The organism is Methylorubrum zatmanii (assembly GCF_014845115.1).
Taxonomy (GTDB): Bacteria; Pseudomonadota; Alphaproteobacteria; order Rhizobiales; family Beijerinckiaceae; genus Methylobacterium; species Methylobacterium zatmanii.
The window spans coordinates 1-11,716 of record NZ_NKUI01000020.1; the positions used below are offsets into that span (position 1 = coordinate 1).

Below are 11,716 nucleotides of genomic sequence, written 5' to 3' on the forward strand. Positions count from 1 at the left end.
CTACATCTGGCGCGGGGCCGGGGCCGGGTCGGCGACCGTGTCGAGCTTCGGCATGACCGTCTTGGCCGCTGCCGGGATCCAGTTGTCGCTGGTGTAATCCTCACCGAAGAGCGTGACCTTGGTGTTGTCGGCCCCGCGCCAGATGTAGATCGTGCCCTTTTCCCCCTTCGACTGATCGTCGGTCTTCGAGAGCAGCACGCCCTCGCCGGCCTTCATGAACTGGTAGCCGTCCTTCGACGAGTAGCGCGCCTTGTTGCGCGTGATCGTCACCGTCCCGTCCGCCGTCTTGACGGTCGTGGTGTCCTTGTTCTGCGTATCGCCGGTCGTGGTGTCCGTCGTCGTGCCGGTGGTGCCGGCGACCGAGGGCTTGGTCGTGACCGTGGCGCCGTCGTCGAGGGCGAACCAGCGCGCCGCGTTGGTGTAGTCCTCGGCGGCCAGATCGACCGGCTGCGCGGAGGCCGCGCCGACGAAGATGAAGACGCGGCCCTTCAGGACCGGATCCTCGCCGAGGGGCCGCTGCGCGTCGGTGCTGGCATTCGCGGCGGTCGGCGTGAAGTCGGCGGCGAGCCGCACCCGGTCGCCGGTCTTCAGCGTCTTCGAGCCGGATTTCGAGGTGTAATCGTAGATGGTGAGCGCCGTCGCCACCGCCTTCTTGGCGAGTTCCGCGACGCTGCCGGAAACCGACGACGCGCCGATCATGGTGCTCGTCGACTCGATCCCGGCCTGGTTCTTGGCCGACACCGTCACGGTGCCATCGGTCGAGGAAACGGTCGCCGCAGTCTGAGCCGGGGCCGTGTCGGCGACGGTCTCCGCGCCGATGAAGGCCTCGGCCCGGGCGCTGACCTTGTTCAGGGCGAGCACCGCGCCCGCCGAGATCCCGTGCGCGCCGGTCTCCGCCTTGTGGACGGTCTCGGCGGAATCCGCCTGTTCGGCCTTGTTGCCCACCGAGGCGGTGATCTGGGCCTGGCTGTCGGCGGTGACGGAGACGTCGCGCTTGGCCGTCACCGTCGACCCGGTGAGAAAGGCCGTCGCCCCGGCCGGATTCTCGGACTTGGTGGCGGTGGCGATCAGCGGATCGCCGACGATGGTGTCGACAGCGTTGTAGAGCGGGTTCTGCTGCTGGAAGCCGACGGTATTGAAGGCGAGGGTGAACCCGATCGCCGTCGTCTCGCCGGTGACGGAGCCCGTCGCCTCGGCCTCGATCTTGGAGGAATTCTCGGACGAGACGGTCACGCCGCCCTCGTCGCTGGTCACCGTGCTGTTCTTGACGAAGGCACGCGCGCCGTTCTGCACATTGTTGGAGACGAGCACGCCGCTGAAGGCCGAGCCGCCCTCGACCTCGATCTCGCTCTCGTCCTTGGCGGTGATCGTCGCCTCGGAGGAGGCGGTGACGCCGACATCGCCGCTGGCCGCGAGTGTGGTGTTGGCGATCCAGGCCTCGGCCTTGCCCGAGACGTCGTTGCGGGAGAAGACGCCGCCGAGACCGGTGGCGGACAGCTTGGCCGCCGGTGGCTTCGCGCTGGTGGCGCCCGCGACGACGTTCGAGGCGTCGAGCTTCTTCCACAGGGCGAAATCGGAGAAGTCGAGCTTCGGATCGGTGGTGCTGCCGAGATCGAGCGCGGCGTCGAAATCGGTGCCCATATACTGGTACACCGCGCCCTTCTCGCCCTTGCCGGCCCAGCTGTCGCTGAGGCGGATCTTCTGACCGAACTTGACCTGCCGCGAGCCGGAAGCGGTGGTGTAGGTGTACTCCCCGAGCAGGGCCTCGGCGCTCTTGCCGACGCCGCTGACCGAACCGGTCTTCTCGACGGTCGCCGAGGCGGCCACCGCCGTCTCCGCCGCGATGCCGACGCTGTCGACCGCCGAGACGGTCACATCCGTGCCCGAGACGCTCTTGTTGGCGGCATCGATCGAGGCTTGGGCAGCGCCGCTGACGCGGTTCATCGCCACGAGACCGGACACCGCCAGGGCGTTGACGCTGGCGGCGCGGGCCGAGGCGGTGACCTCGTTGCCGAGGGTCGAAGCGATAGAGCCGGAGGATTCGGCCGTCGCGCTGACCGCGCCCGTCGCCGTGACCTTGGTGTTGGTGATGCGGGCACTCGCCTGGGCCGTCGCCGGGCTGACGAGGTTGGTTCCAACCAGGGCATCGAGGGTGTCGAAGCCGAGATTGCCGCTCTCGTAGCCGATGGCGTTGAAGGCGAGCTGCAGGCCGCCCGCCCGAGCCGTCGTGGTCGGCGGCACGGCTTGGCCGGTGCCGGTGGCCGGGGTCGAGGCGGCAGAGGTCGAAGCGGCGGGCGCCGTGTCGTCGGTGCCGGCGGGCCCGCTGGACAGGGCGGTGATCTGCGCGTTCACCCCGGCCTCGATCGAACCGGTGGTCTTCGCGCCGACCGCGACCGCACCGTCGCTTCCGGTCGTGGTGATGTCGCTGTCGCTGATCGAGGCGTCCGCGGCCGACTGGATCGTGTTGGTGGCGATCACCGCGTTGATCGCGAGCGCGCTCGACCGCGACTGGGTCGCCTTGTCGAAGGCCGAGGTCTGGCCGGGAACCGTGCTGGCGGTGCCGGTGCCGGCGCTGCCGTCCTCCTTGGCGCCGGTCTGCTCCTTGATCGTCGCGATCGCCTCGACGGTGGCGTCGGCCGCCGAGGTGATGGTGGCGCCCCGTTCGGCGGAGACCGCGACGCTGCCGGCCTTCACCGTGGTGGTGGCGTTGGCCGTGCTGCTGATCGCCGCGGTCACGCCGCCCTTGATCTCGTTGCGCACGACGATGCCGCCGGCCGAGAGGCCGCCGGAGCCGGTCGCCTTGGTCGGGGCGGCCTCGCTCTCGCCGACGCGGCGCCAGAGGTCGCGGTCCGAGAACTTGGCCGTCTTGAGGTCGAGCTTGTTCGCGTCGGTGCGGTCGGCGCCCATATAGGCGTAGACGGCGCCCTTCGCGCCGATCAGCTCCCAGTTCGCGCCGGTGAAATCCTCCTTCGACAGGTCGAGGGAATCCGGGCCTGCCGTCGTATCCTTGACGTAGCGGTAATAGGAATTGATCGCGCCCTTGCCCGCCGGATGGCCGGGGCTGACCAGGACCACGTCGCCCTTGGAGATCGGCTTCAGGGTCGGGGCCTTGGGCGGAGTCGTGCCGGTCTGGGCCTGCTTGGTGGTGGACGGCAGGTTCGCCTTGATGGCGTCGAGGGTGCCGACGGTCTTGATCGCCTGCTCGCCGAGCAGGGTCGAGAAATCGACGGCCACCCGCTGGCCGAGGGTGATCGCCACAGGCTGGGCGGCGCTCAGCTTGTAGTCGGACCTGATCTGCGGCTGCTTCGACGGCAGGCCGCCATCGCTCGCCGCCTGGCTCGAGGCCACGAGCTTCACATTGGCGTTGATGGTCGACAGATCGACGGCGCGCAGGCCGAGTTCGCCGCCGCTGGTGATGGTGGCGCCGCTGATCACGTCGGCCGTGGCCGAGCGGTTCATGCGGTTGGTCGCGATCAGACCGCCGATGCTGCGCGAGCTCGCGCTCGTCACCGCGCCGGGCTCGCCGCCCAGGGTCGGCTTGCCGAGGAAGGTGCGGGCCTTGTTGAGGGCCGTGCGCGTCGCCTGAGCCTTGGCGGCATCGAGCCGCGTCTGATCCGGGGTCCGCACGGTCACGGTGTTGCTGACCGTGGCGTCGACGGTCCCGCCGCTCACCGCGTTCAGGCCGACGCGGCCGGCGGAGGCGGTGACGGTGGCGGCATCGACCCGGGCGCGGATCGCCTGGGTGGCGGCGACTGTGAAGAAGCCGCTGCCGAGCACGGCATCGAGAGCCATGCCGACGATCTTGTCGGCGAGCTTGCCCGTATTCGCGACGCCGTCGGCCCGGTAGCCGACGATGTTGAACGCCGCCGCGCCACCGATGGCAGTGCCGCCGGAGACGTCCTTCCCCTCGACCGAGGTCTGCACCCGCGAATCGATGTTGGTGACGTCGGCCGCATTCACGGTGACGTCGCCGCTCGCGGCGGTGACGCTGCCGCCCTGGACGGTCGCCGTGGTGCTGCCGAGCACGATGTTGACGGCGTAGGAGCCGGCAATGCCGAACTTGCTCGCCGCCACCGCCGCCTTCGCCTCGGTGGTGAGGTCGAGGGCGTTCTGCGCCGTCAGGGTGACGCCGTCCGAGCCGCTGGCCTCGGAGGCGATGAGGGAGGCGGTGATGTCGCGCTCGGCGGTGTTGACCGCCGAACTGCGGGTGATGCCGATCAGCTCGCGCCTGGCCTTGTCGGCGGCGCTCTCCGGCTCCAGCGAGTCGGTCTGGATCGGCTCGGCGATGGCGCTCGCCGCGGTAGCGTCCATCGCGACGACGGAGACGGCGCCGCCGGTCGCGCTGAGGCGCGCCTTCTCCACGAGGGCGACGGTCGAGCCGGTCAGCAGGTTGCGGGCCTGGATCGCCCGCGCCTCGATGACGGAATCGTTGGTGGCGGAGACGGCGAGCGAAGCCGCCGCGACCGAAACGCCGCGCACGGCGACGCGCACGGTGTCGTTCACGGTGATCTGGGCCGCGCCCGCCTTGATCGGGGCGGGCAGCGAACCGTCATCCTCACCGTTGCCCGCGACGGTGTTCTTCTCCGGATCGGCCGGATCGGGCGCCTCGGTGGCGGCGCGGATGCGCACGGCGACCGTGCCGGAATTGGCAGCGCGGATTGCCGCCTTGCCCTCGGCCGAGAGCAGCGCGGGATCACCGGCTGCGGGCGCGCTGGCGGGCAGCGTCCCGGCCGCCGGCACACCCAGATCGACGCTCGTCAGGCGGGTGACGGTCTGCGTGCCGGTCAGCCCGAACATGTTGAGCACGTCGATGGCGGCGGCGGCCTTCGCCGCCGCATCCGCCGCCGCGTCCAGGGCCGGGTCGTCGAAATGGAGGCTCGGCACCGCCGCGCCGTCCGTCGTGACCAGCGTGGTCTTGGCGTCGGTCCTGTCGTCGGCGGAGATCTGGACCGCGATCGCCGGATCGCTGCCGGCGATCGCGTTGGCGGCGCCGGTCTGGACGATCCGCGCGCCGCTGGCGACCGTCACCTGGGTCGTGTTGCTGATGGTCGTCTCGGCCGACTTGATCAGGCCCTTGGCCGCCAGCTCGGTGGGGGTGAACACGTCGGCGAAGCTGCCCTCGCCGGTCACCGCGCTCTTGAGCTTGCCGAAGGTTTCGGCCGCCGCGCCCGTCACCGTCGCGAGGCCCGGCAGAGTGAGGCCGAGCACCTTCACATCGACCTTGGCCACGGTGCCGGCGGCGATCTTCACCGTGCCACCATTGACCGCGCCCTTGGCGCCGACGGCGATGGTCGCGCTGTTGGTCTGGCTCGGCGTGATGCCCTTGAGCTGCGAGGAGAGCGTCGAAACCAGCGTGACGCGGTTGCTGACATCGCTCGTCAGCGCGGCATCGCCCGTCCCCGCATCCACCGTGCCGTCGAGGGTGATGCCGGCCAGGCCGGTGGCGGTGACGCTGAGGGTCGAGGTGTCGGCGGGCACCGTATCCGAGACGGTGATGTCGCTGGAGACCTTGATCGCGACGCCGGCGCCGCGGATGACGGCATTCTCGTTGACGGTGACGCTCATCCGCGCGGTCGCGCTCGCCGAACGGTCGATGCCGGACGAGGTGGCGATGGGCGTCACGGTCGCGTCGGCGGCCAGGGTGAGGCTGCCCCCCGCCTGAATCGTCTTGCCGTTGCCGACGACGAGGCTGTTCGTGCCCGCGCCACCCTTGAAGGTGATACCGAGATCGCCGGCCACACTCAGGTTCGCCGACAGCTCGATCCGGTCGTCGCCTTCCCCACCGTCGAAGGTCAGGGCGCGATTGCCGCTGAGGCCGCCGAGATCGCTGTCGAACACGATCCTGTCGGCGCCGGCTCCGCCGGAGACGGTGAAGGACGACGCGCTCGGCAGGCTCGCGAGATGGAGCGTGTCATCCCCGCTGCCCAGCAGCACGCCGAGGCTCTTCGTCGGCGCGGTGAAAGCGGGGCTGTCGAAGGTCGCCGCCGACGTTCCGCCGCTGCGGGAGAGGGCATATTTGCCGTTGGCCGCCGACAGGGTCGCGTCGACGCTGCCCGCCATCATCGCGGACAGATCGAGCTGCAGGCCGCCCTGGCCGCCGCCGAAGGTGCCGCTCAGGCTGCCGTCCTGGCCGATCGTGAGCGTGTCGCTGGCACCGGAGGCGCCGATCAGGTTGGCGACATCCGAGAAGCGGCCCGAGAATTTGCCGGAGGCGATGGTGCCGCCATCGGCCTTGGTCAGATCGAACTCGGCGCCCGTGGCACCGGCCGGCGTGTTCAGGAGCGAGATGGTGTTGGCGCGATTGCCGTTGCCGTCCTCGAAGGCCAGGACCGGCTTCTGATTCCCGGTCAGCAACTTGAAGGAGTCGGCATCGACCGTGATGGTCTCTTTGCCGCCCGATCCGGTCAGCGTGTAGGCTTGGTTCGAGTTGGCATCGATGGCGCCGAACGTGTGAAGCGGGTCGGCGGATTGCTGGCCATTCGCATAATCGAAGACCTGGATCCGCTGGACCGTCTTCGTGGCGTTGTCGACCGTCTCCTGCCGCTCGATGAGCTTGACGAGGATCTGGTGCTCGGCCGTCGCCGCGTCGGACGTCGCCCCGATCTGGTAGGTGATGTCGGAGTTGAGCAGAACGCGCGGCTCCAACGGATCGAAGATCAATCGATCGCGGTTGAACAGGCGGTCGGCCTTGGCTTTCAGGCGCAGCACGAGTTGACGTTTGGACGGACGCGACGCGCGCGGCGCATCCGCAATCGTGCGCGCACGATCACGGCGGCGGAAAAGGGGTCCCCAGAAGCCTTCCGACTTGAACGGAAAAGCCATTGCCGCTCTCTCCAAACGGGAAACACGCGCCCCGATCAGGCGCGCATAAGGCAGCGCATCCCGGCACGCCCGAAGGCGGCCAGGCTGGTCGAAGCCGACATCCGAAATGCTGGCCGGCGCTCAGGTCCTGTGCGCCGGCCGATACTGTGCGTCCGGGCCGGCCCCGCTCGGGGTCGGCCGCGCCCTCGATCAGGCGTTGCCCGTGGTCTCGAAGTCGGCCGGCGAGGCCGGAGCCGTCTCGGTCGCCGCGGCCGCATCGACGGGGCCGCCGATCCGCTCGGCGATCGGGGTCAGGTTCCGCAGCGAGGCGAGGTGCTGGTAGATGAGCTCCAGCTCATCCGCCCGCATCAGCTCGGCGAGCTTCTCAGGCGACAGCGCCTTCAGCCGGTCGCGATTGATCACGCTGAAGCCCGACAGCGTCGAGCGCTGGCCGGTGCGCAGGGTGAACTGCGCCTGCATCGATTCCAGCAGGTCGAGCTCCTGCAGCCGCTGCACGAACAGCTTGGTGCGCTGGAACTGAACCTGATAGGCTTGGAGGAAGCCCAGCACGTTCTGGAGGTATTGCGTCCGCTCGCCGTCGGCATCGAACAGACGCTCGCCACGGCCCTCGTCGTTGCAGCCGGCGAATTCCTCGTCGACACAGAGGGTGAAGGTGGCGTCGGCCTCGTTGGCGTTGTCGCTGGAGAACACGAACGGGTAGCGGCGCAGGAAGGCCGGAACATAGGTGCCGGACCACGCGCCCGTCTCGGAGACGTACAGGTTCTCGTTGTCGCGAATGCCGAGCAGCGCAACCGGAATGATCTCGTCGGCGGCACCACCGAAGACAATGGTGTATTCGGCCGCAGCATTCGGGAATTCGGCCACCATCAGCGGCACCGAATTCACACCTCGGGCGAAGTCGAACGAGGTGCCGGCCTTGACCGACCATGACCCATGACGCTGCCGGGTCACCGGCACGGCACGCTCGTAGATGAGAAGCTGCTTACTCATTCCGACCCCACTTCGCGACACATGTGCGGTTTCCGCATCTTGGCCTTCTCTCGCATATCAGTGCCGAACCATCTTGCAGAGGGAGCAGCCCGGTTTTTTAATTGATCCAGCGTCTCAGACGCGCAGGACACCCCCTCGAGTGAACCGATTGTGACGTGATTGCCATGCCCGAACGGAGCCGTTCTACCGGTATTCGGACGAGGGCCGCGGCCGCTGACTCAATGCTCAGAAGGTTTCGACACAGAGCAGTCAGCGAGACTCCCCACTTCGAGATTGGGCCGGACCCGCATTGCCGGAGGCCTCAGGCGGCAGCCTCGACCTGCTCGCGTCAACCCGCACGCATTCTCGATATCGCCCCGTCAACAGCTCGCGACGACGAAGACTACTTACGAAGAAAACTTATATTTTACTCCCCGAACCCTAAAACAATCTTCACCCCGACCGCCGCAGAGATTGTTGACCGAACAACGGGACATCTTATAGAGGCCGAATGCCATGCCTCTGCAACATTCTCGATCATGGAAGCGTGAATGCGCCATACCGGCGGACATCGGAGTGCCGTGATACCAAGCGCAATTCGTCGTGGCCCGGCGCGACGGATGCCTTCCTATCGTAAGCTAACGCAACAGCCCTCAGTGACCGCGCATGCGGTCCCGCCGGGGGAGGAATACATGTCAATCGCCGAGGGCAGAGCCCTCATAACATAGTAAAATTTTCTGGAACTCGGAACAGTGAAAGCGTGGCCGAATTTCGAAAGTCGGCCTCACCCAAAAGCCGACCGGCCTCTTCTCCTGCGAAAACGTCTCGATACCCGAAACCGATCTTCTCAATGCCCTTCGGCGATCACTGACTCCCAAAAACTCTCTCCTACTTGCCTCGGAAGCCGGCCCGCCCGTGTCAGTCCTCCAACGCCTGGATTATCTCACGACCGGCCTGCCGAACGAGTTCGCGTTCGAGGTCTGGAAGGGCATCGTCGGCGCCCTGTTCGAACCGCGGGCCTTCCATCCGAGCCAGCGCCTCCCGACCGGCTCCGCGAGCGGAGCGGTCATCGGCGACATCATCGTGGCACGGGTCGTGTTCGGGGCGCAAAGCTTTCGCCGCGACCGGGACCAGATCGCTCGCACCCCCGACCACATCCTGTTCCACCTCTACAATGTCGGCGGCTTCAACGGCCTCATCAGCGGGCATCAGACCACGATCTGGTCCTCCCAGGTGGCGATCATCGATCTGGCCCAGGAGGTCGACACCCTGGCCGCCTCCTCGGATACGATCTCGCTCATCGTGCCGCGGGCCCTCTTGCCCGGAATCGTCGAGGCCCCCCTGCCGCCCCGGCTCGATCCGGTCCGCAACCGGCTGCTCGCCGCGCATCTGATCGCCCTGCGCGAACGCAGCGCACTGATCGAGGAGCCGGATGTCGACGAGGTCGTGACCCGGACGCTCGACTTCCTCAAGGCGCTCCTCGATCCGGTCCGGGGCAGGGAGATCGTCGACACCCCTTCCCTCGCGAACGATCCCCTGTCCCTCGCCGAGCAGGTGATCCGCAACCATCTCACCTCTCCGGACCTGTCGCCGGAGATGATCGCCAACGAGATCGGCGTATCGCGGGCGACCCTGTACCGGATGTTCGCCCCCTATGGCGGCATCATGCGCTCGGTTCAGGAACGGCGGCTGCTGGCCATCCGGGCCGCCCTCAGCGATCCGCTGGAGACGCGCCGCCTGTCCCGCCTCGCGGCCGATTTCGGCTTCAACGGCAAGGTCCATTTCAGCCGCAGCTTCCGCGCCCAGTTCGGCGTGACCGCCAGCGAGTTCCGGGCACAGCAGGTGGCCCTGGCGCAGAAGGAGCAGCGGACCGATCTCGACATCCTGCGCGATTGGTGGCCCCGGCTCGGAACCCGCAGCTGAAGCCGGGCCCTCGCCGACTTACGGCAGGACGCGGCTCCAGGCCTGACGCCGCCGGGGGCGGAGCGGGCGCAGCAGATCGGCTTCGAGCCCGAATTTCTCGATATAGGCGCTGTTGAGGCCGAGGCATTCCCGCGAGGCGCAGGCCTCCCGATGCGGGCAGCGATAGAAGCCGTTGCGCTCGAATTCACGCCAGAAATCCGGGTCGATATGCAGCTCGGGCTGACCGTTGACGAGGGCGTCGCCGAGGTCGCCGAGCAGACATTCGGGAAAGTTCTTCACCTCGACGGCGCGGCCCAGCGCGCGGGCGCGCAGCACCGCCTCGCGCAAATAGGGCAGCACCGCGCCGTGACGGGCGACGAGGCCCTTCTCGTCGCGCTCCGACATCGGGAAATAGACCCAGAACTCCATCTGAGTCAGGCGTTTCAGATGCGCGAGCCGGGTGACGAGATCGGGCAGGAGCCGGTAGCTCCGCTCGGTGACGACGGTGTTCGTCAGGGTTTCGACCCCCTCCATCGCATCGAGGGTTTCGAGGCCGCGCAGGGCGCGCGCGAAGGAGCCCGGCACCAGGGTGAGGGCATCGTGGCTGGCGGCGTCGCTGCCGGCGATCGAGACGAAGAATTCGTCCACCCCCGCCTCCACGAGGCGGCGGCAGAAGCTCGGCTGGCCGAGATGCATGCCATGGGTCTGGATGCGCACATGCGCGAAGCCGCTCGCCCGAGCCCTGCGCGCGAGGTCTGGCAGATCGCGGCGCAGGGTGATCTCGGAACCGGTCAGGATCAGCCCCGTCCAACGCCGCTCGCGGGCGTTGAGGGCGAGGATCTCCTCGAAATGCGCGTCGGACTCCGGCGCGAGCCGGTCCATCGTCCCCTCGATCATGCAGTGGACGCATTTGAGGTTGCAGCGAAACTCCATCGTCAGGGAGACGTAGGCGGCGTGGTCGTAGCGTCCCATCTCGTCGTTCCGCCTGTCAGAGGAGACCGTAATACGCGCTCTTCGTGACCGTGAGCCGCCCGTCGATCACCGCGTAGTCGATCCCGACATCGAAGAGCAGGTGGGACAGGCGACGCCTTTCCTCACGCACGAAGCCGCGGATCGCGGGCGGATAGGCGAGCCGGTCGAGGAAGGCGATCAGGCCGTCGATACCGACGCGGGAGAAATACACCCCGTCGCACAGGCGCTTGTTGGCCACCACGACGATGCCGCAATTCATCAGTTCCGGCCAGAGGATCGCGTCGAGATCGAGGCCGGGCAGGTCGAGATGGGCCGAGCAGGCGGCCTTGGCCCGGATCGCCTCCCGCTCGCGGGCGGCGTCGAAGAAGCTGTAGAGATTGTCGAAGACGAGGCCCTGCGCCGTCAGCCCGTAGCAGAGGCCCGAGGAGACGCTGCTGCCGGGATTGCCGACATAGATGTTGAGGCGGTCCAGGCCGCGATTCCCCCGAACGAGGGCGTCGTCGAGGTCGAGGGAGAACATGAAGTAGGGCCGCGCCCCGGCGTAGCGCAGGCTGCAGGGGGCGAAGGGCGCGAGGATCGCCAGCACGCGCTCGATCGAGACCGTGCGCTCCAGCCGGGCATAGTCGTAGAAGTAGAACTCCCAGGTCGTGATCCCGTCGCGAAGCTTGGCGCCCCAGACGCTCCGGCCGGGGCCGAGCCCGGCGCGCAGGGCGTCGCAGAGGGCGAAGAGCCGGGGATCGGCTTCCGCGCAAGCCAGCGAGTGCCAGAGCAGGCTGGCTTGGCGCAGACGCCCCGTCGTCGGTCCGACCGGCTCGTAATCCCACAGGCAGTAATCGGCGTAGCGGTCACCCGGTGCGGCCCGCTCCAGGCGCGCGGGGTCGAGGCGGGCAGGGTCATGGAGGCTCATGCGCCGGCCATGCCGGAATAGACGGTGAGGAAGGGCTGCCCGTCCCGGCCGATGCCGCCGGCGACATGGCCCAGGCTCTCCCCGAGGCGCTCGCCCAGCACCGTCGCGGCGGCTTGCGGTGCGATGCCGAGATCGACGAAGGCC

The 11,716-nt window shown here is 68.2% G+C and carries 5 protein-coding genes; 1 reads left to right on the forward strand and 4 read right to left on the reverse strand.

Going from position 1 to position 11,716, the window contains the following annotated elements; all coding sequences use genetic code 11:
- Together MZTS_RS02985 and MZTS_RS02990 are read right to left on the reverse strand one after the other, a co-directional pair.
- A complete protein-coding gene (locus MZTS_RS02985) occupies positions 1 to 6,708 on the reverse strand; it encodes an LEPR-XLL domain-containing protein (RefSeq protein ID WP_343068688.1) in 6,708 nt (2,235 codons plus the stop codon).
- Positions 6,709 to 7,011: 303 nt separating this feature from the next.
- Positions 7,012 to 7,812, reverse strand: coding sequence for a SapC family protein (locus MZTS_RS02990; protein ID WP_009865756.1), 801 nt, complete (start codon positions 7,810 to 7,812; stop codon positions 7,012 to 7,014).
- Positions 7,813 to 8,781: 969 nt separating this feature from the next.
- On the opposite strand from MZTS_RS02990, the gene MZTS_RS02995 reads away from it, so the two are divergent.
- The gene (locus MZTS_RS02995) at positions 8,782 to 9,714 is read left to right on the forward strand and encodes a helix-turn-helix domain-containing protein (protein WP_378739589.1); all 933 of its coding nucleotides are present in this window, start codon (positions 8,782 to 8,784) and stop codon (positions 9,712 to 9,714) included.
- A gap of 18 nt (positions 9,715 to 9,732) precedes the next feature.
- Here MZTS_RS02995 and MZTS_RS03000 read toward each other — a convergent pair whose 3' ends face one another.
- Together MZTS_RS03000 and MZTS_RS03005 are read right to left on the reverse strand one after the other, a co-directional pair.
- The gene (locus MZTS_RS03000; protein ID WP_192281394.1) at positions 9,733 to 10,665 is read right to left on the reverse strand and encodes a radical SAM protein; all 933 of its coding nucleotides are present in this window, start codon (positions 10,663 to 10,665) and stop codon (positions 9,733 to 9,735) included.
- Positions 10,666 to 10,681: 16 nt separating this feature from the next.
- Complete coding sequence (locus MZTS_RS03005) at positions 10,682 to 11,572, reverse strand: hypothetical protein (RefSeq protein ID WP_009863068.1); 891 nt, start codon at positions 11,570 to 11,572, stop codon at positions 10,682 to 10,684.
- Positions 11,573 to 11,716 lie beyond the last annotated feature (144 nt).

What these genes read in the sequence shown, in the direction of transcription:
- MZTS_RS02990 (WP_009865756.1), bottom strand. Translation starts at nt 7,812, where the DNA reads ATGAGTAAGCAGCTTCTCATCTACGAGCGTGCCGTGCCGGTGACCCGG.
- MZTS_RS03005 (WP_009863068.1), bottom strand. Translation starts at nt 11,572, where the DNA reads ATGAGCCTCCATGACCCTGCCCGCCTCGACCCCGCGCGCCTGGAGCGG.
- MZTS_RS03000 (WP_192281394.1), bottom strand. Translation starts at nt 10,665, where the DNA reads ATGGGACGCTACGACCACGCCGCCTACGTCTCCCTGACGATGGAGTTT.